We start from the raw sequence: 26,988 nt of genomic DNA, 5'->3' as shown, positions 1-26,988 counted from the left end.
GTGAGTGAAGCGGCATATGTCACGGTTTCCGCGCTGACCAAATACATTAAACGAAAATTCGATGTGGACCCTCATCTTGAGGACATTTGGATTAAGGGTGAGCTCTCCAATGTTAAAATCCATACGAGAGGCCACATTTATTTTACATTAAAAGATGAGCATGCCCGCATGCAGGCCGTCATGTTTCAGAGGCAAAGTTCGAGGCTTGCGTTTAAGCCCGAGGACGGAATGAAGGTCATCGTAAGAGGCGGTATCTCCGTCTATGAACCGAGCGGAAGCTATCAGCTGTACGCGAAAGAAATGCAGCCGGACGGTGTGGGGGCGCTCTACTTAGCATATGAAGAATTAAAGAAAAAACTTGCCGGCGAAGGGTTGTTTGATGACCGGCATAAGCAGGCCATCCCCGCTTTTCCGGCTACGATCGGGGTCGTCACGTCACCGACGGGAGCAGCCGTCAGAGACGTCATTACCACACTCAAAAGAAGATATCCCCTTGTGAAAGTCATTGTGCTTCCCGCGCTCGTTCAAGGTGAAAATGCCAGCAGATCGATTGTGAAGCGCATTGAAGAAGCCAATGCACAAAAAATGTGTGACGTCCTGATCGTCGGAAGGGGAGGGGGCTCGATCGAAGAATTGTGGGCATTTAACGAAGAAATCGTGGCCCGGGCGATTTTTGCTTCCGCCATTCCGATTATATCAGCCGTCGGACATGAAACAGATTTTACAATCAGTGATTTCGTCGCGGATATCCGGGCGGCAACGCCGACAGGAGCGGCAGAAATCGCCGTTCCCCACACGACGGACTTAATGGAACGGACAAAAACGGCGGAAGTCCGCCTGACAAGAGCGATGCAGCAGCATATCAGCAAGAAAAAAGAACGGGTTCAATCGCTCCAGTCATCCTACGCGTTCCGTTTTCCGAAACGATTGTATACCCAAAAAGAACAGCAGTTTGACCTTTTGTATCAGCAGTTCCAATCACAGCTCACAGGGCTTACGGACAGGAAACAAAGGCAGCTGGAGCGGAATACGTACAGATTAACGGCGCTCCACCCTGAAACCCAGCTGAAACAGGCGAAAAAACGGTACGAGGAGCGCTCAAATCAGCTCGCCCGAAGCATGAATGTCCAGCTGAAGCAGCTTCATTCGCAGTTTCAGACGGTTCTTGGTAAACTGAATGCATTAAGTCCCCTTCAGGTGATGGAGAGAGGATACAGTCTGGCCTATAAAGACAAAGAGCTGATCAAAAGCGTTGATCAAGTGGAACAAAATGATACGCTTGAAGTAAAGATGACAGACGGCGTTCTGACGTGTGAAGTATTGCAAAAGAGAGGCGAACGAAAATGACAGAAACCAAAAAAAGTGAAGAGCTGACATTTGAAGAGGCGATGAAAGGCCTTGAAGGCATTGTGGCAAAGCTTGAAGAAGGAGACGTGCCGCTGGAGCAGGCGATTAACTATTTTCAGGAAGGGATGGCTCTTTCAAAAATGTGCCATGAAAAGCTTCAGCATGTCGAAAAGCAAATGGACTTTATTTTAAAAGATAACGGAGAACTTGCACCTTTCAGCGTTCAGGAGGAAGACGAAGGTGACAAATAAACTGGACGCATTTTTAGCATCGCGCAAACAACTGATTGAACAGCAGCTTTCTTTATATACAGAACGGCTTGCGATGCCGGAAACCCTCAAAAAATCTATGCTGTATTCTTTGGAAGCGGGCGGAAAGAGGCTGCGCCCCCTCGTCGTCTTAGCCGTTCTGAATGCTTACGGAAAAGATGAAAAAGACGGGATTCCGGTCGGGTGCGCTGTCGAAATGATTCATACGTATTCTTTAATCCATGATGATCTTCCTTGCATGGACGATGATGATCTGCGCCGGGGAAAGCCCACAAACCATAAAGTCTTCGGAGAAGCGGCGGCCGTATTGGCCGGAGACGGGCTTCTGACAGAAAGCTTTAAATTGATCACATCCCACGTGTCTGAGGCGGTTTCAGCAGAAAAACGCCTCCGTCTCGTCGATGAGCTGATCAGTGCGGCAGGAACGGAAGGAATGGTCGGCGGGCAGGCTGCCGACATGGAAGCGGAACAAAAGCGGATAACGCTTGAGGAGCTGGAATCCATCCACGAGCGGAAAACGGCCAAGCTCCTCGGTTTTTCCGTGACGGCGGGCGCCATTTTGGCAGATGCACCGGAGGATGAAGTCGAAAAGCTCCGTTTGTTCAGCAGCCATATCGGCATCGGATTTCAAATCAGAGACGACATCCTTGATATTGAAGGGCATGAGGAGAGGATCGGCAAACCGGTCGGCTCAGACACGTCGAACGAAAAATCAACGTATCCGTCGCTTTTAACGCTTGAAGGCGCGAAAGAAAAGCTTGCGTATCATATCAGCGAGGCGAAACAGATCATCAGCGGCCTTTCTCTTCAGAAAGAACTGCTGCATGACCTCTGTGATTTAATCGCGGCGAGAGATCATTAAAAACGGTCCTGATTTGAAGGGGCTGCCGCTCCTATGGTAAAATGTAAGCAGTTTCGATGAAAATACAAAGGGAGTCTTTTTCTTTTTTCAAAAAGACACTGTTTAATTTGCAGAAATTCATGCTGAAAGTGAGTTGATCCGCTTTGGATCTTTTATCAATACAGGACCCGTCATTTCTTAAAAAGATGTCAATTGAAGAGCTGGAAGAGCTGAGTGAGGAGATCCGCAATTTCCTCATCACATCGCTGTCTGCCTCTGGCGGCCATATCGGGCCGAACCTCGGGGTTGTCGAGCTGACAATTGCGCTTCACAAAGAATTTGACAGTCCGAAAGATAAATTTTTATGGGATGTCGGACATCAGTCCTATGTTCATAAACTGTTAACCGGACGCGGTAAGGAGTTTGAAACCTTGCGCCAATATAAAGGGCTTTGCGGTTTCCCGAAACGCAGCGAAAGCGAACATGACGTATGGGAAACAGGCCACAGCTCAACCTCGCTCTCAGGCGCGATGGGAATGGCTGCCGCCCGTGATATTAAAGGATCGAAGGAATATATCATCCCGATTATCGGAGACGGCGCTTTAACCGGAGGAATGGCGCTTGAAGCGCTGAACCATATCGGTGATGAGAAAAAAGACATGATCGTCATCCTGAATGATAATGAGATGAGTATTGCGCCGAATGTCGGGGCGATTCATTCTATGCTGGGACGGCTTCGGACTGCCGGCAAATATCAATGGGTAAAAGACGAGCTTGAATATTTATTTAAGCGCATCCCGGCCGTCGGCGGAAAATTGGCCGCCACAGCGGAACGGATAAAAGACAGTTTGAAATATATGCTTGTGTCAGGCATGTTTTTTGAAGAGCTGGGCTTTACGTATTTAGGCCCGGTTGACGGTCATTCCTACCACGAACTGTTTGAAAACCTGCAATACGCCAAAAAAACGAAAGGCCCTGTCTTGTTACATGTCATCACGAAAAAGGGCAAAGGCTATAAACCAGCTGAGACCGACACAATCGGCACATGGCACGGAACGGGTCCGTATAAAATCAATACGGGTGATTTCGTCAAGCCGAAAGCCGCGGCGCCTTCATGGAGCGGACTTGTCAGCGGCACCGTGCAGGAGCTGGCGCGCGAGGATGACAGAATTGTCGCGATTACACCGGCCATGCCGGTCGGCTCTAAACTGGAAGGGTTTGCGAAAGAATTCCCAGAACGCATGTTTGATGTCGGAATCGCAGAACAGCATGCGGCGACGATGGCGGCTGGAATGGCGCTCCAAGGCATGAAGCCGTTTCTTGCGATTTATTCGACCTTTTTGCAGCGGGCGTATGATCAGGTCGTCCATGACATCTGCCGTCAAAACGCGAATGTATTTATCGGCATTGACCGCGCCGGTTTGGTCGGCGCTGACGGGGAGACGCATCAAGGCGTCTTTGACATCGCCTTTTTGCGGCATATACCAAACCTCGTTTTAATGATGCCGAAGGATGAAAATGAAGGCCGCCATATGGTCAATACAGCCCTTAATTATGAGGAAGGTCCGATCGCGATGCGCTTCCCGCGCGGAAACGGGCTCGGCGTAAAGATGGATAAAGAGCTGAAAACCATTCCGATCGGAACATGGGAAGTGCTCCGTCCCGGAAAAGACGCGGTCATTTTAACATTCGGTACGACCATTGAAATGGCGCTGGAAGCGGCTGAAGAACTGCAAAAAGAAGGCCTGTCCGTGCGTGTCGTGAATGCGCGGTTCATAAAACCGATTGATAAACAAATGATGAAGGCCATTCTTAATGAAGGTCTGCCGATTTTAACGATAGAAGAAGCCGTGCTTGAAGGCGGATTCGGCAGCACGATTCTTGAATTCGCTCATGACCTCGGCATGTATCATACACCGATTGACAGAATGGGCATCCCAGATCGGTTTATTGAACACGGCAGCGTAACCGCCCTGCTTGAAGAAATCGGTCTCACGAAGGCTGAGGTTATGAACCGGATAAAACTGCTGATGCCGCCGAAGACACATAAAGGAATTGGATCATGACAGCAAAAAAAGAACGATTAGATGTACTTCTTGTAGAAAAAGGCCTTGCGGAAACGCGGGAAAAAGCGAAACGCGCCATTATGGCGGGCATCGTGTACTCAAATGAAAACCGATTGGACAAACCGGGTGAAAAAATCGCCCGGGATCTTCCGTTAACGGTAAAAGGAAACCCTCTTAAATACGTCAGCAGAGGCGGATTAAAGCTTGAAAAAGCCCTGGAAGTGTTTCCCGTCTCGGTAAAAGGCAAAACGATGATTGACATCGGCTCGTCTACAGGGGGATTCACGGATTGCGCCCTTCAAAACGGAGCCGAGCGGTCCTACGCTGTGGATGTCGGCTATAATCAGCTTGCCTGGAAGCTCAGACAGGACGAGAGGGTCGTCGTCATGGAACGGACGAATTTCCGCTATTCCGAGCCTTCCGATTTCACAGAGGGTTTGCCGGAATTTGCGACAATCGATGTTTCTTTCATCTCACTCCGCCTCATTCTGCCGGTTTTAAAAACGCTGCTTGTACCGGGGAGCGATTGTATCGCACTGGTGAAGCCGCAATTTGAAGCCGGACGGGAATCCGTCGGAAAAAAAGGCATTGTCAGAGATCCAGACATTCATACTGACGTTCTCCGCCGCATGAATCAATTTGCCGCTTCTGAAGGATATACAGTGAAAGGACTGTCCTTCTCACCGATTACAGGGGGAGACGGCAATATTGAGTTTCTGCTTCATTTGGAATGGGGCGGAGAAGACGGAAACGGCGCTGAACTGCCGGAAGAAGACATTCTCCGTACAGTCCGCGAAGCACATGAAACATTAAAAGCCAAAAAGACAGATGTACCGGAATAATAGGGGGCTATTATTCCTTTTTTCTGCCATCATGTACTTTTTATCAAGAAGCGGTTAACATAATGACAAGAACAGCTTGAAAACAGAGGTGCTTACATGACAAAAGGCCAAAGGCATATAAAAATCAGAGAGCTTATTACAAGCCATGAGATTGAAACGCAGGATGACTTAGTTGACATGCTGAGAGAAGAAGGGTATAAGGTAACCCAGGCGACTGTCTCCAGAGACATTAAAGAGCTGCATCTCGTAAAGGTGCCGACGAACAACGGCTCCTACAAATACAGCCTGCCGGCGGATCAGCGGTTCAATCCGCTGTCAAAACTGAAGCGTTCATTAATGGATGCGTTCGTAAAAATTGACTCAGCAAGCCATATGATCGTATTAAAAACGATGCCGGGGAATGCTCAGGCAATCGGCGCTCTGATGGATAATCTCGAATGGGAAGAAATCATGGGAACGATCTGCGGAGATGACACGATCTTAATCATCTGCAGGACGCCTGAAGATACGGAAGGCGTACAAAGCCGTCTTTTGGAGCTGCTGTAGCGTAATTATCAGATAAAAGGTGGAATGCTGTTTGTTAGCTGAACTATCAATAAAAAACTTTGCCATTATAGAGGAACTGACGATTTCGTTTGAGCGGGGGCTCACCGTCCTGACGGGAGAAACAGGGGCCGGCAAGTCAATTATTATAGACGCCGTTTCCCTATTAGTCGGCGGCCGCGGCTCGTCTGAATTTGTCCGTTACGGTGAAACAAAGGCCGAGCTTGAAGGACTGTTTCTATTGGACAGCGGTCATCCCGTGTTTGAAGTATGCCGTGAGCAGGGAATAGACGCATCTGACGACATGATTGTCATGAGAAGGGACATCAATGCCGGAGGAAAAAGCGTCTGCCGTGTCAACGGAAAATTAGTGACGATTGCGGCTTTAAGGGAAATCGGCAGACTTTTATTAGATATTCACGGACAGCATGATAACCAGCTGTTAATGGAAGATGACAAACACTTGGAGCTTTTGGACAGGTTTGCGGGCGCTGAGGCCGAATCCGCGCTCCAGGCTTACCATGAAGGCTATGAGCGTTATATGAAGCTGCTCAAAAAAGTGAAGAAGCTGTCAGAAAGCGAGCAGGAAATGGCGCATCGGTTAGACCTGATTCAATTTCAGCTTGAAGAAATCGAGTCGGCGAAGCTTGAATTGAATGAAGACGAGCTTCTACAGGAAGAGCGGAAGCAGATATCCAACTTTGAAAAAATTTATGAATCATTGCAAAACGCCTATAATGCGCTCCGCAGCGAGCAGGGTGGGCTTGACTGGGTCGGAATGGCCTCTGCCCAGCTTGAAGATATTTCGGATATCAATGAACCGCTGCAAAAGCTGTCTGAAAGTGTGTCAAGTTCCTATTATCTGCTGGAGGATGCCACCTTTCAGATGCGCAATCTGTTAGATGATCTGGAATATGACCCGGAACGGCTGAATTTTATTGAAACCCGTTTAAACGAGATTAAACAGCTGAAGCGCAAATACGGAGCGACGGTAGAAGACATTTTGGAATACGGCTCCAAAATAGAAGAGGAAATCGATCAAATCGAGAACCGCGACAGCCACCTTGAAGCGCTGAAGAAGGAACTGGAGTCGGTCGGCAAAGATGTGGCCGTAGAAGCCGCCAATTTATCAAAAATCAGAAAAGCTTGGGCTAAGAAACTGGCGGAAGCGATTCATCAGGAATTAAAAAGTCTGTATATGGGCAAATCAACGTTTGATACGGAATTTCTCGTGAAAACCGATCCGTCAGCCAGTGAAGCACCGGTTGTCAACGGGCAGCCCGTGCAGCTTACCCAAAAGGGGATTGACCTTGTGAAGTTTTTAATTTCAACAAACACCGGTGAGCCTTTAAAACCGCTGTCAAAGGTCGCTTCCGGAGGCGAGCTTTCACGGGTGATGCTGGCGATGAAGAGTATTTTTTCTTCCCAGCAGGATGTCACCTCCATCATCTTTGACGAAGTGGACACCGGTGTAAGCGGGCGGGTTGCCCAAGCCATCGCGGAAAAAATCCATAAAGTATCGACCGGTTCACAGGTGCTCTGCATTACACACCTGCCGCAGGTTGCCGCCATGGCGGATACGCACCTTCTGATCGCAAAAGAATTCAAAGACGGCCGGACGACAACGCATGTCACGCCGCTTTCCAAACAGGACAAGGTAGCGGAAATCGGCCGCATGATTGCGGGCGTTGAAGTGACCGATCTGACAAAACGGCATGCACAAGAGCTTTTAAAACAGGCCGGACAGGTAAAAACGACAGGATAAGCTGCTGATACAGGCAGCTTATTTTTTTGTTCCATTTCTCTAACAGTGTATCCAATGTTTTTCTTCGTATGCCGGTTATAAATCAAGCGCAGGAAGGCAAAAGTATAGATGTAGCAGAAAAAGAAAGTGGTGTGGGATAGGAGCGAGGAGAGTGAAGGAATGAATGCACGATAACATGAGGAAAGCAATAGGTGTAATTCTCCTTGTTTCTTTACTAAGTGTAGGCTTTTTTAAGCCGTTTAAAGAATATTTACTGATACCGTCAGAAATGAGCGTCTTTGAAAACCAGACACAAGCCGTTCCGGTCAATGCATCAATAAGCGCTGAAAAGGGCGAATTATCAGAAGCCTTTACGCTGAAAGAAGAGCACGGCCATGCAAACATAACAGGGCAAACACAAGGCCGGTCAGAAGTAGTATATGATCTTGCCGGGTTTCCCATTAAAAAAACGAAAGTGCGTGTCCTTCCAGAATTGAAGGTCATTCCGGGCGGACAGTCCATCGGTGTAAAACTGCATTCAGTCGGTGTTTTGGTCGTCGGTTTTCACCAGGTGATGACAAAGGATGGGAAAAAGTCTCCGGGAGAACAAGCGGGAATTGAATCTGGCGACATCATTATTAAAATGAACGGACATAAAATTGAAAAAATGAGCGACATCGCCCCGTTTATTCAAAAAGCGGGCAAAACCGGTGAATCTTTGGATTTATTGGTGAAACGCGATAAGCAAAAAATCAAAACAAAGCTGATTCCGACAAAGGACGAAGCCGAGGGGAAATATCGAATCGGCCTTTATATCCGCGATTCGGCAGCCGGCATCGGCACCATGACATTTTTTGAACCGAAAACAAAAAAATACGGCGCATTGGGCCACGTCATCTCTGATATGGATACAAAAAAACCGATTGTTGTAGAAGACGGAGAAATCGTTCGTTCAACTGTAACATCGATTGAAAAAGGAAAAGGCGGCAATCCCGGCGAAAAACTGGCAAGGTTTTCGTCAGAACGGAAAACGATCGGCGATATTAACCGCAACAGCCCGTTCGGCATTTTCGGGACATTGCATCAGCCGATTAAAAACAACATTTCCGACAAAGCGCTTCCGATTGCTTTGTCAAATGAAGTGAAAAAAGGACCTGCGCAAATGCTGACGGTTATTGAAAACGATAAAGTAGAGAAATTTGATATTGAAATCGTCAGCACCACGCCGCAAAAATTCCCGGCGACAAAGGGAATGGTGTTGAAAGTGACAGATCCGAAACTGCTGAAAAGAACAGGCGGAATCGTTCAGGGGATGAGCGGAAGCCCGATCATCCAGAACGGAAAGGTCGTCGGAGCCGTAACCCACGTATTTGTCAATGATCCGACAAGCGGCTACGGCGTTCATATCGAATGGATGCTGTCTGAAGCGGGTGTTGATGTTTACGGGAAAGACAAAGCAAGCTGACTGCCGGATGATCCGGCAGTTTTTTTATGTGATGCGTTCTTCACTTCTTTCCTGGATTCATGTAAAATAAGACATGAAGATTTTTCGACAAATTCACGTTTCCTGATTTGTCAAACTTAATTTTTAGTCGAAAAACCTAGAAAATGCTAGAAAAACAAAGATATACCACTATTATTGGTAAATATGGATTTTTTAAAAGGGGAAGTAGTGGTTTTGTCGAATGTAACATGTAGCAGTCAAATGGGTTGCGTCCTGTTAATACATTGGGGGAGGAAGAAACGTGGAGAAAATTAAAGTTTGTGTTGCTGATGATAATCGAGAGCTTGTAAGCCTGTTGAGTGAATATATAGAGGGACAGGATGATATGGAAGTGATCGGCGTTGCTTATAACGGACAGGAATGTCTTTCTTTGTTTAAAGATAAGAATCCCGATGTGCTCGTTTTAGACATTATCATGCCGCATCTGGACGGACTTGCGGTTTTGGAGCGTCTGCGGGAATCAGAGCTCGAGAAGCAGCCGAACGTCATCATGCTGACGGCATTCGGTCAGGAAGACGTTACGAAAAAAGCCGTCGATTTAGGCGCGTCCTATTTCATCCTGAAGCCGTTTGATATGGAAAACCTTGTCGGCCATATCCGCCAGGTAAGCGGAAATGTCAGCAGTGTCACACACCGTGCGCCGTCCGCGCAAAGCAGCATTATCCGCAGCCAGCCGGAGCCGAAGCGGAAAAATCTCGATGCCAGCATTACAAGCATTATCCATGAGATCGGTGTACCTGCCCATATCAAAGGCTATCTTTATTTGCGTGAAGCCATTTCCATGGTGTATAACGATATTGAACTCCTCGGCAGCATCACAAAAGTCCTTTATCCCGACATCGCCAAAAAATTCAACACGACCGCAAGCCGTGTAGAACGGGCCATCCGCCACGCCATTGAAGTCGCATGGAGCAGGGGAAATATTGATTCCATTTCTTCACTGTTCGGATATACGGTAAGCATGACAAAAGCAAAACCAACCAATTCAGAATTCATCGCGATGGTTGCTGACAAGCTGAGATTGGAGCATAAAGCTTCGTAACAAAGCTTTTAGCTAAATGTCTTTTTCGCGCCTTCTTTTCCGTGCATGAACGCGGAAGAGAAGGCGTTTTGAAATTTTGCTGACGAAAACAATGGGAATCACCCACGCCGGTACTTGTTTTATACATAAATGCGGGGTCTATGACGTCTACACATATAATACCGGAGCTGATATTTTAATGATTTTGCCGTCTCTGAAATAAAAGCGGGGGACGCGGCGGCTTAACACAGATAGGACTTCGTAGCTGATCGTACCGAGCATTTCGGCAATTTCATCAACGGAAATCTCGGCTCCTTGTTGTTTACCGTAGATGACGACTTCTTCTCCTTGTTTGCCCTCATTCTCACCTAAACTGACCATGATCATATCCATTGTCACTCTCCCCGCCACCGGCACCCGTCTGCCGCGGTGCAGAATAAACCCGCGGTTGGACAGGGCGCGGGAGTAACCGTCACCATAGCCGATCGGAATCGTCGCGATGATTTCACCCGGTTCGGCAATATATGTGGCGCCATAACTGACGGTCCGGGGATCTGTCACCATGGCTTTCACATAAGCGATACGCGCCTTTAAACTCAGTGCGGGTGTGAGATCCACGAGGTTCAGTTCCTTTATCGAGGCGGACGGATATAAACCATATAACCCAATGCCTAAACGGATCATGTCGGCGCTGAATTCCGGGAAGGCGATAGCGGCGGCTGTATTGCACATATGCACGGTAGGCAGCGTAATGTCTTGATTTTTTAAAAAGCTGAGAAAGCTGATAAACTTTTCGTGCTGCAGCATCGTCAGCTCAGTGTCCGGTTCATCCGCTGTTGAAAAATGTGTAAAGATGCCATCCCATGATAGGTATGTACTCGACTTGAGCGCTTTCACCACTGCTAAAAGTTCTTCTTCCGTACGCACACCCAGCCGGCCCATTCCGGTATCCACATTGATATGAATGGACAGCCGTTTCGAATCTGCTTCTTTTTCCAATATCCGATTCGCTTTTTTGATCCAGCTGACCTGAAACGCTGATAATGTTATGTTCCAAACGGCAGATTTTTTCACACAGCTGAGAGCTGTGAAGCCGAGCACAAGAATAGGTGCCGTAATTCCCGCTCTCCGTAACACAATTCCCTCTTCGACGCTAGCGACAGCGAGCTCGCTCGCCCCGCTTTCCAGTGCCTGCCGCGCTACTTCCACAGACCCGTGGCCATAAGCGTTCGCTTTTACGACGGCCATAATTTTAGACGTATTCGGAATATGGCGGCGGATCGCCCGTACATTCTTTTTTATCGCATCAAGGTCAACTTCAATCCAAACTTCCCGGCAAAGTTTTTTCATCACGATTCCTTCTTTCCTTAATGAGATTCAGTACTCATGCTTTCAATCTGCATTCTATTCATCTTGAACTGAAATCATTCAAAACATGGAAAGGTGATCGCTGATGTTTAAAAATCTAGTTTTCGGGAAATCAGTGAGCCTGCTTTATTTATGCTGAAAGGGCTGCTTGTCAGCCCTTAAATTGACTTTACAATATTCTGATCTGAAAATTGATGTTCAAACATTTTGGTGTGGCTCACAGCATTGTTTTGAATGACAATGCCGATATTTCCCCCTCCGGCACCGAAAACGGTTTTTGATGCAGTCAGCGGACTGATGGATATGGCGCCGCCAACATTGACAACTCCGTTTCCTGATACGTTGTTTATCGTAATCGGGCAACCGCTCATTCTATTTTTTCTCCTTTCTCTCACAGTCTACTAACTATATGTACGCTGTGATATGGAATAAGATTAAACAAAACGGCAAAAAGAATCCGGCTGCTGCCAGCCGGAAAGGGAGGGAAATGGGGATGTCATAGTGTTTTCGTTACATTTTGATCAGAGTATTGAGAGCTTGAAGATTGAGATGTACTGGATTGATTCATTTGCAGGACCAACCCTGTATTTCCCCCTCCTGAGCCGTAGACGGTTTTTGATACGGTTAAAGGACTTATCGAAAACGCACCGCCGACATTGACAACCCCGTTTCCGGAAAGACTGTTAATCGTAATAGGAAAACCAGCCATCATATACGGTCTCCTTTCTATTAATCTATTTACTATATGTACGCTGTGTGTTAGAAATAGGAGTAAACAAAGCGGTAAAAACTTGTGAATCAAAAAAACTGCCGGACATCCGGCAGTTTTTTTAGTCTACTTTTCAAACGGCACCCAGCCGCCTGTATTCTGAATCATTTCCCATAACGGTTCAGGAAGTCGGTATTTCTCAATTTCAGATGCTTGAATGGCTTTTTCGATTTCCTGTTCGCGGCCTTCTTTGACCAGCACCGCCCATTCGGGGTTAATCAAAATGACACGTCCCAGAGCCACCAGCGGAATTCCGCTTTCTAATACGGCAAGCGCTTCGTCCGCGGTATAGATGGAACCGACGGCCATCAGCGGCACTTTATGGCCGACGCGTTCGTTTAATAAATCCATCCGGGTCCGTGAAGTATCCGCCCCGCGGCGGGCTTTGGAATTGACATCCATCAGTGAAATATGCAGATAATCCAAGTTCTCTTCCGCAAGCGCGTCGGCGAGCATGAATGTTTCTTTCATTGTAAGCCCCGGTGTTTCCGGCTCTTCCGGTGACAGGCGGTAGCCGAGAACGAATGGATTTTCAGCGTGTGTATCAATTGCCTGTTTGACAGCGTCAACGACTGCAAGCGGGAACGCAAGGCGCTTTTCATCGCTTCCGCCCCAGCGGTCTGTGCGCCGGTTTGTTTTCGGTGAATAAAATTGGTGAATCAGGTACCCGTTTGCCCCGTGAATTTCAACACCGTCAAAGCCGGCTTCAATCGCTCTGCGTGTCGCTTCGCCGAATGCTTTCACGATGTGCTCAATTTCTTGTTCGGTGAGAGCCCGGGACGTTTGTCTCCCGTCTTCTTCTGAGCCGCTCGGACTGACGACGTCGTTGTTTGGCACGAGTTCAGGAGGGCATTCCAATCCTCCGTGGTGAATCTGCACAACGGCTTTCGCTCCTTGAGACTGGATCGCCTGAGCGAGTTTTTTCAAGCCGGGAATGTGAGAATCATCATAGATGCCGGGCTGGCCTGGAAACGCTTTGCCGTCTGGCGTTACGTTTGCACATGCCGTAATGACCATGCCCATTTCTTTTGAACGGGGAGTAATGTAGCTTAATTCACGGTCGGAAATCGTTCCGTCATCATTTGATGAATAGTGTGTCATGGGTGCGACTGAAATACGGTTTGGTATGGTGACGCCGCTTTCGAACGTAAAAGGTTCAAACAGCGGTTTATAAGTTTGCTTCATCATTTCGCCTTCTTCCTTAGGAGTTTAACTCGTCCGTATTCTAGCTTATGTTTTAATTGTGTGCAATTATTTTGCTTGTTCTTCTTCCTGAGGTTATGACCGGCTGAACCATTTAAACGAATGAAACGGTTTTCTCCGTTCCTTTTCAGGATCTTTATATCCTCCTGAAATTTGATGGCCGATCGAGCTGAATATGACAGCGGCGGCGAAGAGGAGAATGATTTTTTTCATATGCATATCTTCTTTCTTATCTTTTACAAGGTTATTTATAAGCATACGCTTGTGCGAAAAAACCGTCAATTTGTTTTTATTTATTCTTTTTTCCACTTTCCTGCGGCGAATATCGTTCCGATCTGAATCACAACACTTAACAGAGCGCACACTGCCACAACTGTGTTGCTGTCCATAGAAGACACCCTCCTTTTTGTTAGGTTGATGTATCATATGACAGCTGTCTCTGTTTTGACAAAACCGTAATGCGGTGTTTCATATTTTTCAACACAAAAAGGGCGCTTTTTTAAGCGCCTTTACTTTTTTTTCAGCCGGTTCAAAGCGATTTGAACGGCGATGGCGTCATCCAGGTAGCCGATCGGAAACATGTAATCCGGAATGACGTCGGTCGCTAAAATATAATACAGCAGCGCGCTCCCGAGAATCGCGCGGTCTTCAGCCGGTGTTGATTCATCCATATACTGGTGATGCATGTTTTTTAAATGATCAATAAAAGGGCCGACGCTTTCTTCATTGTCCATTTTCTTTTGAAACTCATCGCAAATCAGGCGATGGCCCTGCTGGGTTTTGGCATATTGTTCATATCTGGTCAGTTCGCGCTCAATTTGCTCCCGGGAAAAAGGCTGATCAAACATCTCGGCCATATTCAGCATATCCTGAATCGCGTGCATCGGGTCTTGCGGCGCAGCTTCTTTTTCATGGCCGATGTCTATGCCTGACGCCTCAAGCAATTCCTCCAGCGGGGTGCGGAGATGTTTTGAAAATTCCTGAAGATGCTTTAAATTGGCCTTCTGCTTGCCGTTTATAATCCGGGAGATGGTGGCCGTATCAATGTTTGTTAAGGCGCCGAGTTTTCTCATGGAGAGCGAGTGCTTATCAAGCAGTGATTTTAAAAGGGGCCCCAGTGTCTTATTTTTATTTTCTGTCAAGGGTGTCACCTCGTTTCCGCCGGAATGATGATCATTAATCAATAATTTTTGCAGAAAAGGTACCTTTTCTGTGCTGCTGAATAGGATAGTGTAGATTCAACGGCACAACATGTTGAAAAGACATCAAAGAATGGAGAGAAACGAACATGGCTTGGTTATTGATTTTAGGTTTGGCAGTGTCCTCGAGCATTGATAATTTAGGAGTGGGGATGTCATACGGCATCAGAAAAATCAAAATATCGCATGCGTCGAATATGATGATCGCTTTTATCTGTTTTGTATTCAGTTATATCGGAATTTATTTCGGCAAATGGATTTCAGCCGTTTTACCGGGCTTTCTTCCTGTATTGCTGGCGGCGTTTATTTTATCTGTCATCGGTATCCGCATCATTCTGCTGGCTGTGCCGAGAAAAACAGCGCGTGTTGGCGCGTCAGGAAAAAAAGGCCGTTTTGCCGGTCTGCTGCAAAATCCGGAGGCAGCGGATGCCGACGGTTCGGGAGAAATCGGTATATTGGAATCCATGGTTCTCGGGGTGGCCGTATCCGCAAATGCGCTGACCAACGGATTAAGCGCGGGGTTGATCGGGCTTTCTCCCGCTGCCATTTCCATCACTGCGGCGGTCGGAAGCTTTTTGACCATATGGATCGGCTGCTCGCTTGGAAAAAAAGCCGCATCATTGCGCATCGGTTCTTTTCACGTCGGACAGTTCAGCACGGTGCTGAGCGGAGTGATTATTCTCATCATTGCCGCCAATACGCTGCTCTTTTAAGTTGTCCCGTTCATTTTATGAAAAGCTCAAAATAAATATGAATGTTTCTATTCGGGAGAGCGCATGACGCGGCTCTCTTTTTTTGCCGATCTGATATTTTTTCAAAATGAACAGAAAGTCGTCCGTTTCCGTTAAATTCTGCATATTCGGCCTTCAGACAGAACCTTTTTCATAGACTGATCAGCTTGTTTTCTTTCTAAGTTCAGGTAAACAGCAGGTCAGATAGCCTTCATTCCAAATATGGAAAAGCGCTGGAGGAATGAAGGCTCCCTTTACAAATCGGCCATTCTGTTCAAAGATAAAGCCGAATGAGAAAACGTGAGGTGATCTGTGTGAAGTCTGTCATACTTCTGATCTTCACCGCATGGCTGTTATCAGGCTGCGAGTATACCGCGGAGGCTGATGCGGCGCCGTCATTTACACAGGAAGGAACATTTATAAAAGCGGCCGGAAACGATACAATCGCGGTCGAAATTGACGGAGAAAGGCAAGAGGTGAAGGTGCCTTTCGCCAAGCGGTTTGAATGTCAGTCTCTGCCTGAACATACGGCGGTGCAAATCACCTATAAAAAAGAGAGCAACGGACAATTACGGCTTGAGGAACTGAAAAAAGAAACAGATATGTGAAAACGGGGAGGAAAAAAACGTGGGTTTACTGACAAAAAGCGCTGCTGCCTTCGGTGCCGCTCTGCTTCTGCTTGCGCCGTCTGCTTATGCAGCTGAACCTTTGCAAGGGAAAACCATTTATATCGATGCCGGACATGGCGGAGAAGACAGCGGGGCCGGCGGAAATGGACTGCTTGAGAAAAACATCAATTTAGCGGTGTCGAACAAGGTGATCGCCAAATTGGAGACAGAAGGCGCAAAACCTGTAGCTTCAAGGACTGACGATACTTTTTTACGATTGGACGAGCGGGTGGCGAAAGCAAGCGCCAGCCAATCCGATTTATTCGTCAGCCTCCATACGAATTCAGCCGCCTCAACGGCATCGGGCACGGAAACGTATTTTAATTCGACATATGAAGGCGCAGACAGCGAAAGGCTTGCTTCCGACATCCAGCAGCAGCTTGTCACGTCTTTAGGGATGAAGGACAGAGGCGTAAAAGAAGCTCCTTTTTATGTTATTACATATTCAAAGATGCCGAGTGTGCTGGCTGAATTAGGTTTTATCACAAATCCTCAAGATGCGGACAAGCTGAAAAGCGATAACGGACAAGAGCACGCCGCGGACGCCGTTGTAAACGGAATCGAAACCTATTACAGCGGCCGGTAGTTATAAAATATGTGTAAATAGCGCCCTCCTTATGTGCATAACGATTATAATAGAGAAAACCGATGACAAACACCTGAGGTGACACATATGACGAATATTTTTGCCCACCGGGGGGCGTCGGGCGACTGCCCGGAAAATACGATGCCCGCGTTCAAAAAAGCGATTGAGGACGGGGCTGACGGAATTGAACTTGATGTACAGATGACAAAAGACGGCCGCATCGTGGTCATTCACGATGAAACCCTCGACCGCACGACGTCTTTGAAAGGATTTGTGAAAGATACGGCGTATGACAAAATCAGAACCGCCGATGCCGCCGGAAAATGGAAAGATGCTTTTAAAGGTGTCAGAATTCCGCTTTTGTCAGATGTGCTGCGTTTTGCGGAACGTGCTGATTTTCTGATAAACATTGAGCTGAAAAACAGTGTATTCCGTTACGAAGGAATGGAAGAAGAAGTGATAAAAAAAGTCAGATATTACGGACTGGAAAAGCGCGTTATTTTTTCTTCATTTAATCATGAGAGTCTCGCGGTTTGCCACGCCTTGGCGCCGGAAATTGAACGGGCGGTGCTGACGATGGATGTGCTGTACCGGCCTGAACGGTATCTTGCCGCCATTCCCGCTTCGGGTTATCATCCGAAGCTCGGTACGCCGGCGGTGAGCGCTGAAGTGATCAAACATCTTGCAAAACACCAAGCGGCGCTCCGTCCGTTCACCGTCAATCGTCCTGAGGATATGAAGCAGCTGATGAAAGCGGGAGCAGACGCGATTTTTACCGATTATCCAAAGCTGGCTGTTTCTATAAAAGAAGAATGCCGCAGCTGAGAAGACTGTTCAGACAGTCTTCTTTTTTTATGGGCGGGAAAAAGGCGGTGCAATCATAACTCGGTCAGCCGGTTCATATATTGTAACAGGGCGTTTTGTGTAAGCGTTATCTTTTATCTTATTGAAAGTGAGGCAAAATTGTGGGAAAAACGGTTATCGTCAGTGCGGCAAGAACGCCGTTCGGAAAATTCGGCGGCGCATTAAAAGAAGTAAAGGCAGCCGAGCTTGGCGGCATTGTCATAAAAGAAGCAATCAAGCGCGCCGCTATCAGTGAAAGCGAAGCGGAAGGAGCGGTGATGGGAATGGTCGTCCAGGCGGGTGCCGGGCAGATTCCGGCACGACAGGCTGCAAGATATGCCGGGCTTCCATGGTCCGTTCCGGCTGAAACCATTAATAAGGTCTGTGCATCAGGGCTCAGGGCCGTTACCATCTGTGATCAAATGATCCGGGCGAAAGATGCGGACGTGCTGATTGCAGGCGGAATGGAAAGCATGAGCAACATTCCGTACGCCATTCCGGCCGGCCGCTGGGGTGTGAGGATGGGGGACGGGGTGTTTCAGGATTTAATGGTTCATGACGGGCTGACCTGTGCGTTCGACCAGGTGCATATGGCTGTCCACGGAAGCACTGCGGCCAAAAAGTACGGCATTTCCCGGGATGAACAGGATCATTACGCTCTTTTGAGCCAGAAACGTGCGGCAGAGGCGGCTGAAGCGGGCAAATTGCGTGAAGAAATCGTTCCCGTCACCTGGACCGGCAAAAAGGGCAAACAGCATACTGTTGAAGCGGATGAGGGGCTGCGTCCTGATACGAGCCTTGAGCAGCTTGCAGCGCTCAAGCCAATTTTTACAACCGACGGAACGGTTACAGCCGGAAACGCTCCCGGTGTAAATGACGGGGCCGGAGCATTTGTGCTGATGTCAGAGGAAAAAGCCGCAAAGCAGCATGTCAGGCCGCTCGCAGCGATACTTGGCTTTGCGTCAGTCGGACTGGAAGCGTCCGAGCTGGCAAGCGCGCCGGGAGAGGCCATCAGCCGGCTCTTGAAAAAAACCGGACTGTCCGTTGACGATATTGATTTGTTTGAAGTAAATGAAGCATTTGCGTCCGTCGTGCTCGTGAGTGAAAAAATAGCCGGGTTCAGCCGGGAGAAAGTGAATGTAAACGGAGGGGCAATCGCGTTCGGCCACCCGATCGGCGCAAGCGGAGCGAGAATCATCATGAGTTTAATATACGAATTAAAGCGTCGCGGAGGAGGTTTAGGCATAGCGGCTATATGCAGCGGAGCGGCTCAAGGAGATGCCGTCCTGCTGGAGGTGTACTGATCAAAGGAGGGAGCGCCGGATGAAGATGAAAACAATCATGGTCGCAGGTGCCGGTCAGATGGGAGCAGGCATCGCTCAGACGGCTGCAGAAGCCGGGTTTGCCGTCAAGTTATACGATTGGGAGCTGGAAACGGTAACAAAAGGTCTTCACCGCATAAAGGCAAACCTGGAGAAAGAGCAGGCAAAAGGACGGAAGTCACAGCAGGAGACAGATGCCGCTTTCAGCCGTATTTCCCCGGCAGAACTCAGAGAAGCGGGAGATGCTGATTTTGTAATTGAAGCCATTGCCGAAAACAAAAAAGCAAAAGCGGAATTGTTTGACACACTAGATAAAATCTGTCCCCCGCATGCCGTATTGGCAAGCAATACGTCTTCTCTTCCCATTACGGAGCTTGCCGCGGCCACAAAAAGGCCTGAAAAAGTAATCGGCATGCATTTTATGAATCCGGTTCCTGTCATGGAGCTTGTCGAAGTCATCAGAGGACTCGCCACATCGGAAGAAACAGCGGAAACAGTAAAGAAGCTTGCCGTCCGGATGAATAAAACCCCTGTCGAAGTCAATGACTTCCCGGGCTTTATATCTAATCGCATATTAATGCCGATGATTAACGAAGCCGTTTATTGCCTTTACGAAGGAGCAGCTTCAAAGGAAGCGATTGATGAGGTGATGAAGCTCGGCATGCGGCATCCGATGGGTCCTTTAACATTAGCTGACTTCATCGGGCTGGATACGTGCCTTTCCATTATGGAGGTTCTCTATGCGGGGCTCGGAGATCCGAAATACCGCCCATGCCCTCTGCTCAGAAAATATGTCAGCGCCGGCTGGCTCGGCAAAAAAAGCGGGCGCGGTTTTTATGAGTACGGCAGATGACGTAAAGATCATGAGGGGAGACGGCAGCCATGCATTTTACAGAAGAGCACATCATGATGAGAAAAATGGTGCGTGATTTTGCCCGAAAGGAAATCGCGCCGATGGTTGAGCTCATGGAATCAACAGATGAATTTCCGGAGCGACTGATTAAAAAAATGGGCGAAGCGGGATTGATGGGCATTCCCGTCCCGGAAGCTTACGGCGGGGCGGGTGCTGATACAACATCTTACATTTTAGCGATTCATGAAATATCAAAAGTCAGCGCGGCCGTCGGCGTCATTTTATCCGTCCACACATCGGTAGGGACAATCCCGATTTTGCATTTCGGGACAGAAGCCCAAAAACAAACGTATATTCCGAAGCTGGCAGCGGGCGAATATATTGGGGCATTTGCGCTTACTGAGCCTCAATCCGGATCTGATGCGGGAAGCCTGAAAACAACGGCCGTGCGAAAAGGCGGTTCATATATTCTGAACGGTTCAAAAATCTTTATTACAAACGGCGGAGCGGCAGATCTGTATCTGACATTCGCCATAACCGATCCGGGTAAAGGGAGAAAGGGAATTTCCGCGTTTATCGTTGAAAAAAACACACCCGGTTTTTCTGTCGGAAAAAAAGAAAAAAAGCTCGGATTGTTAGGTTCCAATACTGTCGAATTGCAGTTTGACCAAGCGGAAATTCCGATTGAAAACCGGCTCGGCGAAGAGGGCGAGGGCTTTTCAATCGCCATGAAAAACCTTGACGTCGGACGGATCGGCATAGCGGCTCAGGCGCTCGGGATTATCGAAGCGGCGCTCGGCTGCTCGGTGGAGTACGCCAAAACCCGCAGCCAGTTCGGCAGACCCATCGCTTCGAATCAGGCCGTTTCATTTAAATTATCTGACATGGCGACGAATGCGGAAGCTGCCAAATTATTGGTCTATCATGCTGCTGATCTGTATCAGCGAGGGCTTCCGTGCGGAAAAGAAGCATCTATGGCGAAGCAATTCGCGTCCGATGCGGCGATGAAAGCGGCGGTGGAGGCTGTGCAGATTCACGGCGGCTACGGCTATATGAAAGAATATCCCGCGGAGCGTTTATTTCGGGATGCGAAAGTCACGCAAATCTATGAAGGAACCAATGAGATTCAAAGGCTGATTATTTCTAAGTATCTTCTTCAATAAAAAGTGCGCAAAGGAGCGAAACCATGGAATCTTATTCTCCCGGTTTAGATGGCGTCATTGCGGTGGAAACGGGGATTTCTTTCCTGGATACACAGCAGGGCAGTATTTTAATCAAAGGCCACGATCTGATTGAGCTTTCTAAAACGGCCGGCTATATGGACATTGTTCATCTCTTATTGGAAGACAGACTTCCTGATGCGAAAGAGAAGGCGGCGCTTGAAGAAGACGTTCGGCGCGGCGGACATCTTCCCGAGGAAATCTTGCACATATGCCGTCTGCTGCCCGAACATACTCACCCGATGGACGGACTGAGGACGGGTTTGTCCGCCCTTGGAGGCTTTGACAAGGACATCGATGACCGTTCATCTTCCGTAAATCAGCACCGCGTACGCGGACTGATAGGCAAAATGCCGAATCTGACGGTCAACAGCTATCGAGTCATCAACGGGCTGGAGCCTTTGGCGCCGGTCGGAACCTTATCATACAGCGCAAACTTTTTATATATGATTACCGGAAAAACGCCGTCATCTTTGGAAGAAGAAATCTTCGACCGGTCGCTTCTTTTATACAGTGAGCATGAATTGCCGAACTCAACGTTTACGGCCCGTGTCATTGCTTCGACGCAATCGGATATTTACGGCGCGCTGACCGGAGCCGTCGCCTCGCTTAAAGGAAACCTTCACGGCGGCGCGAACGAAGCGGTTATGTACATGCTTGAAGAAGCGAAGGATACAGACGGGTTTACACAATTATTAACTCAAAAACTCGCAAACAAAGAAAAAATCATGGGCTTCGGCCACCGTGTCTACATGAAAAAAATGGACCCGAGGGCGCTCATGATGAAAGAAGCGTTAAAAAAGCTGTCTGATCTTTCTGGTGATTTCCGTCTTTATAATATGTGTGAAGCCGGCGAAACCGTCATGCGGGAGAAAAAAGGCCTTTATCCGAATTTAGATTACTACGCAGCGCCGGTCTATTACATGCTTGGCATCCCGATCCCGCTGTACACGCCTATATTCTTCAGTGCACGGACGGTCGGACTGTGCGCCCACGTTATTGAACAGCACAGCCGAAACCGGCTTTTCCGCCCGCGTGTCCGCTACACCGGAGCGCGCCTGTAAACAGATGAGAAAGGAAGATGAAAACATGACAGAACCCCGCCGAATGGACGCTGTAATCGAAGAGATTTCTGACTACGTGCTCCATCAGGAGATTGACAGTTCAGAAGCTTTCGCTACGGCAGGACATGTGCTTCTTGATACGATAGGCTGCGGAATTTTGGCGCTCAGCTATCCCGAATGTACAAAGCTGCTCGGCCCGATTGTCCCGGGAACCTCCGTGCCCAACGGCAGCAGAGTCCCGGGCACGCCTTTTGTTTTAGACCCGGTCACGGCTGCTTTTAATATCGGCTGTATCAACAGGTGGCTCGATTATAATGATACGTGGCTTGCTGCGGAATGGGGTCATCCGTCTGACAATCTCGGAGGCATATTGGCTTGTGCGGATTATATATCCAGAGTGCGGATTTCAGAAGGGAAAGAACCGCTTACCGTGCGCGATGTGCTTTGCGCAATGATCAAAGCGCACGAAATTCAAGGGATTCTCGCTTTGGAAAACAGCTTAAACAGAGTGGGGCTTGACCATGTGCTGTTTGTGAAAGTGGCGACTGCGGCTGTTTGCGCGCAAATGCTGGGCGGCTCAAGAGAGGAAATCAATAACGCCGTATCTCACGCTTGGATTGATAATTCAAGCCTCAGAACGTATCGTCATGCGCCGAACACCGGATCACGCAAATCATGGGCGGCCGGCGACGCGACGAGCAGAGGCGTATATTTGGCCCTTATGGCGCAAAAAGGTGAAATGGGGTACCCGACGGCTCTGACCGCATCTGGGTGGGGATTTCAAGACGTACTGTTTAACCGGCAGGAAATGAAGCTTGCCCGCCCGCTTGGGTCCTATGTGATGGAGAATGTTTTATTTAAAGTATCCTACCCGGCTGAATTTCACGCCCAGACAGCGGCGGAATGCGCGGTCCGGCTTCATCCGGAGGTGAAAGACCGCATTGAAGACATTGATAGGATCACGATTATGACCCATGAGTCGGCAATCCGGATTATCGATAAAAAAGGGCCGCTTCACAATCCGGCTGACCGGGATCACTGCCTCCAGTATATTACGGCAATCGGGCTGCTTTTCGGAGATATCACGGCGGATCATTATGAAGAGGAAACGGCGTCTGACCCGCGAATTGATACATTGCGGAGCAAAATGGAGGTGACGGAACACAAAGCGTACTCAAAAGATTACTTAGACCCGAATAAGCGATCCATATCAAATGCCGTACAGGTGCATTTTACAGACGGCACGGCTACGGGACGGATTGAATGTGAATACCCGCTCGGGCACCGGTTCCGCAGAAAAGAAGCCGTTCCGAAGATTCTTGCCAAGTTTTCAGCAAACATCAGCACTCATTTTTCATTGAAGCAGCAGCGAAAAATCGAAGAGGCCTGCGAACATAGCGGCCGAATGCAGAAGCTCAGCGTTAGTGAATTTATGGACTTATTTCTCGTATAAAATAGGAGGGTGACAAACATGACGTGGATCGTCAGCAAGCAGTCGTCTCAAGAGGAGCTTGCAGAGCGGTTCCGTACGCTGATGGCAGCGCCGGATCTATTGCAGATCCCCGGCGCTCACGATGCGATGGCCGCTCTTATCGCCAAGAAAACGGGGTTTTCGGCTCTTTATTTATCAGGCGCGGCTTACACGGCGAGCAGAGGGCTGCCCGATTTAGGGATCATCACGTCGGCGGAAATGGCTGAACGGGTTAAAGATCTGGTCCGCTCGTCTGATCTGCCCGTCCTTGTCGATATTGACACGGGTTTCGGAGGAGTGCTGAATGCCGCCCGGACGGCGAAAGAAATGTATGAAGCGCGCGCGGCCGCCGTCCAGATGGAGGATCAGCGCCTGCCGAAAAAATGCGGACATCTGAATGGGAAGCAGCTCGTGCCGATTGAAGAAATGGCGCAAAAAATCCAAGCGGTCAAGCGGGCCGCGCCGACCCTTCTTGTTGTTGCGAGAACAGACGCCAGACAGCAGGAAGGGCTGGAGGGGGCATTAACAAGGGCGTCCGCTTATATAAAAGCGGGTGCTGACGCTGTTTTTCCGGAAGCGCTCCAATCCGAAAGTGAATTCAGAGCGTTTTCCAAACAAATCAGTGTGCCGATTCTCGCAAACATGACTGAATTCGGAAAAACGCCGTATTACAGTGCTGATGAATTTTCCGATATGGGCTGTCAGATGGTCATTTACCCGGTCACGTCACTCAGAACGGCGGCCAAGGCTTTTGAGCGTATTTTCCGCCTTCTGAAAGAAGAAGGCTCGCAAAAAGAGGGGCTTTCAGATATGCAGACGAGAAAAGAATTATATGAAACGATCGCTTACGATGACTATGAAGAACTGGATCAATCCATTGCCAAAACGATACTGCCGGACGACTGAAAAAGCCCTTTTTTTTGCAAGGGCTTTTTTTACAGCTTTTTTTTCCTGAACCGCGGGCTGACTTGATTGCGTTTCCGATCTCTGTACAAAATAAACCCGGCCAGAACATAAAGGCCGAACAAAAAAAACGCCAATCCGGCCGCCCCCTGAAGAAAAAGGGACGGAAACGGGGAAAACACATGCCCGAATAATGCATCTCTCATCAGCTTAATGCCGAGCGCCGCGACAGCGCCGGGGAGGACCAGAATCAAAAGCGCAACAAGCCGGCTCATATTCAGAAAACCCCTTTACGATATGTTTTCCTTTATTGTCCAATCGAAAAAATATTTTGTCAAGAGATCAAAACGTGGTAACATAGGGGTTGTGCAAATTATTGCAACGGAAAATACAGGTGTGCAAATTTTTTCATATAAAGGGGTATCGGGATGCAGAAGGTGCTGATTATAGGTGCTGGTAAAGGAGGCACGGCGCTCCTACAGATTTTGATGAAAACAAAGCTGATCCGGATTATTGCGGTGGTTGATCAAGATCCGGAGGCGCAAGGGCTGCAAGAAGCCCGGAAATATGGAATTGCAACCTCATCAGATTGGAAACCTTACATAACCGAAGATATAGATATTATCATCCATACAACAGGCGATAAAGCGGTCATGGATGAGCTGCTCCATGAGAAAAAAGAACAAACCATCGTCATGCCGGGAAAATTGGCGTACATGGTGTTTCAGCTGATGGAGGAAAAACAGCAGCTTATCCAAATGCTCAAGTCGCAGACGTATAAGCATGACCGGATTTTTAATTCAACGCACGACGGCATGATTTTTATAGACGTCAACGAAACGATCATTTTATTTAATCAGATGGCAGAAAAAATGGTCGGCCAAAAACGGGAGGACGTCATCGGCCGCCAAATTAAAGACGTAGTGCCGAACACAAAGCTGCCGCGGATTCTGGAAACGAGAGAGCCGGAATATAACCAGAAGCAGCTTCTCGGAAAGCACCTGCAGATTGTCACGACAAGACTGCCGATCATTGATGAAGGCGGAAAACTTCTCGGCGCGTTATGCGTGTTTAAAGACATCACCGACGCAGTTGAACTGGCGGAAGAGGTCACGAACTTAAAACAAATCCGCACCATGCTTGAAGCGATTATTCAATCCTCAGACGAGGCCATTTCCGTCGTTGATGAAAACGGCATCGGAATGTTAATCAACAAAGCGTATACAAAAATGACCGGGCTGTCAGAAAGCGAAGTCATCGGAAAACCCGCTTCCACCGATATCTCAGAAGGGGAAAGCATGCACCTGAAAGTATTGGGGACAAGGCGGCCCGTGCGGGGTGTGAGAATGAAGGTCGGCCCCAATAAAAAGGATGTCATCGTAAATGTTGCCCCCGTTATTGTGGACGGTATTTTAAAAGGCAGCGTCGGCGTCATTCACGATGTGTCAGAAATTAAAACGCTGACTGCTGAGCTGAATCGGGCGCGCCAGATCATCCGCACGCTTGAAGCGAAATACACGTTTGACGACATTATCGGCACGAGTGAACAAATGCTGGTCGCCCTTGAACAGGCGAAGCTCGGGGCGAAAACGCCGGCGACGATTCTGCTGCGGGGAGAATCCGGCACAGGAAAAGAACTTTTCGCCCACGCCATCCATAATGAAAGCGACCGAAAATACAATAAATTCATCCGGGTCAATTGTGCGGCCCTGTCTGAATCCCTGCTAGAATCCGAGCTTTTCGGCTATGAGGAAGGCGCGTTTACGGGCGCGAGGCGCGGGGGCAAAAAAGGACTTTTTGAGGAAGCGAATAACGGCAGCATTTTCTTAGATGAAATCGGAGAGCTGACCCAAAGCACCCAGGCAAAGCTGCTCAGAGTTCTGCAGGAAAAAGAAATTATCAGAGTCGGCGGCGCTAAAGCGATTTCTGTCAATGTCAGAATTATCGCAGCGACAAACGTCAACATCGAAAAGGCCATGGCCGAAGGCGCGTTCCGTGAAGACCTGTATTACCGGATTAACCGCTATCCGATCTCAATCCCGCCGCTTCGGCAGCGCAAAGAAGATATTGAAGCGCTGAGCATTCGGCTCATTGAAAAAATCAATCAGGATTACGGCCGCAATGTAAAGGGGCTCGCGCCGAACGCGCTGCGTGCTTTATCAGCCTACAGCTGGCCGGGAAACGTCCGGGAGCTTGAAAATGTTCTCGGACGGGCAATGATATTTTTAGAGCCGCACATGGAACGGATCGAACAGCAGCATCTGCCTGTTTTTGAATCAGAGCTGAATGAAAAAAACGGCACCCAAAGTGATTTTCCGGATGTGGAAGGGGAAAAGCTGTCTCAGGCTGTTGAAAAATTTGAAGCACACGTCATTCAAAAAACGCTTGAAAAGCATAAATTCAACCGAACCAAAACGGCAAAAGCGCTTGGTGTCAGCATTCGGAATCTGTACTACAAAATGGACAAGTACGGCCTTGCAAATGACGGCATGCAATAAATTGCAGAGAAAGCGCAAACAGCTGCATGTTTTCTTGAAAAAAGCCGGAATAAACCCTCCCGTATATTTGGCACGGAACTTGCATTGTTAAAAGCGGATTCGCACAAGGAAGG

Annotated in this window: 27 protein-coding genes; 20 read left to right on the top strand and 7 right to left on the bottom strand. The window is 48.4% G+C overall.

The genetic code is table 11. The features are described from left to right. From xseA to spo0A, 9 genes are all read left to right on the top strand, one after another. Positions 1 to 1,347 (top strand): exodeoxyribonuclease VII large subunit, encoded by a 1,347-nt coding sequence (gene xseA / locus RUW00_RS06690; protein WP_003153166.1) that lies wholly within the window; start codon positions 1 to 3, stop codon positions 1,345 to 1,347. Next, the gene (locus RUW00_RS06685) at positions 1,344 to 1,598 is read left to right on the top strand and encodes an exodeoxyribonuclease VII small subunit (protein ID WP_007408352.1); all 255 of its coding nucleotides are present in this window, start codon (positions 1,344 to 1,346) and stop codon (positions 1,596 to 1,598) included. Before xseA ends, RUW00_RS06685 begins: the two co-directional genes overlap by 4 nt. Beyond that, positions 1,588 to 2,478, top strand: coding sequence for a polyprenyl synthetase family protein (locus RUW00_RS06680; protein WP_007408353.1), 891 nt, complete (start codon positions 1,588 to 1,590; stop codon positions 2,476 to 2,478). The genes RUW00_RS06685 and RUW00_RS06680 overlap by 11 nt, the downstream gene beginning before the upstream one ends. Positions 2,479 to 2,621: 143 nt before the next feature. Then, positions 2,622 to 4,523: a 1-deoxy-D-xylulose-5-phosphate synthase gene (gene dxs, locus RUW00_RS06675; RefSeq protein WP_022552977.1), complete on the top strand. Its 1,902-nt coding sequence runs from the start codon at positions 2,622 to 2,624 to the stop codon at positions 4,521 to 4,523. Continuing rightward, positions 4,520 to 5,365, top strand: coding sequence for a TlyA family RNA methyltransferase (locus RUW00_RS06670; RefSeq protein WP_280145311.1), 846 nt, complete (start codon positions 4,520 to 4,522; stop codon positions 5,363 to 5,365). Before dxs ends, RUW00_RS06670 begins: the two co-directional genes overlap by 4 nt. A 96-nt stretch (positions 5,366 to 5,461) precedes the next feature. Then, positions 5,462 to 5,911: a transcriptional regulator AhrC/ArgR gene (gene ahrC / locus RUW00_RS06665; protein ID WP_003153173.1), complete on the top strand. Its 450-nt coding sequence runs from the start codon at positions 5,462 to 5,464 to the stop codon at positions 5,909 to 5,911. Between the two features lie 31 nt (positions 5,912 to 5,942). After that, a complete protein-coding gene (gene recN / locus RUW00_RS06660) occupies positions 5,943 to 7,673 on the top strand; it encodes a DNA repair protein RecN (RefSeq protein ID WP_007408359.1) in 1,731 nt (576 codons plus the stop codon). Between the two features lie 163 nt (positions 7,674 to 7,836). Further along, positions 7,837 to 9,117: a SpoIVB peptidase gene (gene spoIVB, locus RUW00_RS06655; RefSeq protein ID WP_007408360.1), complete on the top strand. Its 1,281-nt coding sequence runs from the start codon at positions 7,837 to 7,839 to the stop codon at positions 9,115 to 9,117. A 280-nt stretch (positions 9,118 to 9,397) separates the two neighbouring features. Further along, the gene (gene spo0A / locus RUW00_RS06650) at positions 9,398 to 10,198 is read left to right on the top strand and encodes a sporulation transcription factor Spo0A (protein WP_003153177.1); all 801 of its coding nucleotides are present in this window, start codon (positions 9,398 to 9,400) and stop codon (positions 10,196 to 10,198) included. Between the two features lie 147 nt (positions 10,199 to 10,345). On the opposite strand, the gene alr is transcribed toward spo0A, so the two are convergent. The 6 genes from alr to RUW00_RS06620 all read right to left on the bottom strand — a co-directional run bounded on the left by alr (position 10,346) and on the right by RUW00_RS06620 (position 14,659). After that, entirely contained in the window at positions 10,346 to 11,527 is a 1,182-nt protein-coding gene (alr, locus tag RUW00_RS06645) for an alanine racemase (RefSeq protein ID WP_280145310.1), read from the bottom strand. 176 nt (positions 11,528 to 11,703) lie between these two features. After that, on the bottom strand, positions 11,704 to 11,916 hold the full coding sequence (locus RUW00_RS06640) for a spore germination protein (RefSeq protein ID WP_014418351.1): 213 nt from the start codon (positions 11,914 to 11,916) through the stop codon (positions 11,704 to 11,706). Positions 11,917 to 12,041: 125 nt separating this feature from the next. Next, positions 12,042 to 12,254 (bottom strand): spore germination protein, encoded by a 213-nt coding sequence (locus RUW00_RS06635; protein WP_029973891.1) that lies wholly within the window; start codon positions 12,252 to 12,254, stop codon positions 12,042 to 12,044. Between the two features lie 126 nt (positions 12,255 to 12,380). Beyond that, on the bottom strand, positions 12,381 to 13,499 hold the full coding sequence (locus RUW00_RS06630) for an NADH-dependent flavin oxidoreductase (RefSeq protein WP_032863662.1): 1,119 nt from the start codon (positions 13,497 to 13,499) through the stop codon (positions 12,381 to 12,383). Positions 13,500 to 13,592: 93 nt separating this feature from the next. Beyond that, positions 13,593 to 13,730: a hypothetical protein gene (locus tag RUW00_RS06625; protein WP_014470646.1), complete on the bottom strand. Its 138-nt coding sequence runs from the start codon at positions 13,728 to 13,730 to the stop codon at positions 13,593 to 13,595. A 296-nt stretch (positions 13,731 to 14,026) separates the two neighbouring features. Then, positions 14,027 to 14,659, bottom strand: a complete 633-nt coding sequence (locus tag RUW00_RS06620) for a helix-turn-helix domain-containing protein (protein ID WP_014418348.1) — start codon at positions 14,657 to 14,659, stop codon at positions 14,027 to 14,029. A 146-nt stretch (positions 14,660 to 14,805) separates the two neighbouring features. Here RUW00_RS06620 and ytaF point away from each other — a divergent pair, with 146 nt between their 5' ends. The 10 genes from ytaF to prpB all read left to right on the top strand — a co-directional run bounded on the left by ytaF (position 14,806) and on the right by prpB (position 24,380). After that, positions 14,806 to 15,429, top strand: coding sequence for a sporulation membrane protein YtaF (gene ytaF, locus RUW00_RS06615; protein WP_007408366.1), 624 nt, complete (start codon positions 14,806 to 14,808; stop codon positions 15,427 to 15,429). Positions 15,430 to 15,737: 308 nt separating this feature from the next. After that, a complete protein-coding gene (locus RUW00_RS06610; protein ID WP_014721488.1) occupies positions 15,738 to 16,055 on the top strand; it encodes a hypothetical protein in 318 nt (105 codons plus the stop codon). Positions 16,056 to 16,074: 19 nt separating this feature from the next. Further along, positions 16,075 to 16,701, top strand: a complete 627-nt coding sequence (locus RUW00_RS06605) for an N-acetylmuramoyl-L-alanine amidase family protein (RefSeq protein ID WP_280145309.1) — start codon at positions 16,075 to 16,077, stop codon at positions 16,699 to 16,701. A gap of 87 nt (positions 16,702 to 16,788) precedes the next feature. Next, positions 16,789 to 17,526 carry a glycerophosphodiester phosphodiesterase gene (locus tag RUW00_RS06600; protein ID WP_015240188.1) on the top strand — a complete coding sequence of 246 codons (738 nt, stop codon included), beginning with the start codon at positions 16,789 to 16,791 and terminating at the stop codon, positions 17,524 to 17,526. Between the two features lie 140 nt (positions 17,527 to 17,666). After that, on the top strand, positions 17,667 to 18,848 hold the full coding sequence (locus tag RUW00_RS06595) for an acetyl-CoA C-acetyltransferase (RefSeq protein WP_280145308.1): 1,182 nt from the start codon (positions 17,667 to 17,669) through the stop codon (positions 18,846 to 18,848). Between the two features lie 19 nt (positions 18,849 to 18,867). After that, a complete protein-coding gene (locus tag RUW00_RS06590; protein WP_280145307.1) occupies positions 18,868 to 19,719 on the top strand; it encodes a 3-hydroxybutyryl-CoA dehydrogenase in 852 nt (283 codons plus the stop codon). 29 nt (positions 19,720 to 19,748) lie between these two features. Then, positions 19,749 to 20,882 carry an acyl-CoA dehydrogenase gene (locus RUW00_RS06585; protein ID WP_154817558.1) on the top strand — a complete coding sequence of 378 codons (1,134 nt, stop codon included), beginning with the start codon at positions 19,749 to 19,751 and terminating at the stop codon, positions 20,880 to 20,882. Between the two features lie 23 nt (positions 20,883 to 20,905). Next, positions 20,906 to 22,003: a citrate synthase gene (mmgD, locus tag RUW00_RS06580; protein WP_007612474.1), complete on the top strand. Its 1,098-nt coding sequence runs from the start codon at positions 20,906 to 20,908 to the stop codon at positions 22,001 to 22,003. A gap of 25 nt (positions 22,004 to 22,028) precedes the next feature. Next, positions 22,029 to 23,456, top strand: coding sequence for a bifunctional 2-methylcitrate dehydratase/aconitate hydratase (locus RUW00_RS06575; RefSeq protein ID WP_172870048.1), 1,428 nt, complete (start codon positions 22,029 to 22,031; stop codon positions 23,454 to 23,456). Positions 23,457 to 23,474: 18 nt separating this feature from the next. Further along, complete coding sequence (gene prpB, locus RUW00_RS06570) at positions 23,475 to 24,380, top strand: methylisocitrate lyase (RefSeq protein WP_061862378.1); 906 nt, start codon at positions 23,475 to 23,477, stop codon at positions 24,378 to 24,380. A 29-nt stretch (positions 24,381 to 24,409) separates the two neighbouring features. Here the strand turns inward: prpB and RUW00_RS06565 are convergent, their stop codons facing one another. Continuing rightward, complete coding sequence (locus tag RUW00_RS06565; protein WP_014418340.1) at positions 24,410 to 24,652, bottom strand: DUF2627 domain-containing protein; 243 nt, start codon at positions 24,650 to 24,652, stop codon at positions 24,410 to 24,412. Positions 24,653 to 24,805: 153 nt separating this feature from the next. Here RUW00_RS06565 and RUW00_RS06560 point away from each other — a divergent pair, with 153 nt between their 5' ends. After that, a complete protein-coding gene (locus RUW00_RS06560; RefSeq protein WP_021494294.1) occupies positions 24,806 to 26,875 on the top strand; it encodes a sigma-54 interaction domain-containing protein in 2,070 nt (689 codons plus the stop codon). Positions 26,876 to 26,988 lie beyond the last annotated feature (113 nt).

The sequence above is a fragment of the Bacillus sp. IS1 genome, assembly GCF_032461585.1.
Taxonomy (GTDB): domain Bacteria; phylum Bacillota; class Bacilli; order Bacillales; family Bacillaceae; genus Bacillus; species Bacillus velezensis.
The sequence above is the reverse complement of the archived record's forward strand: the minus strand, read 5'-3'. Positions and strand labels throughout refer to the sequence as shown.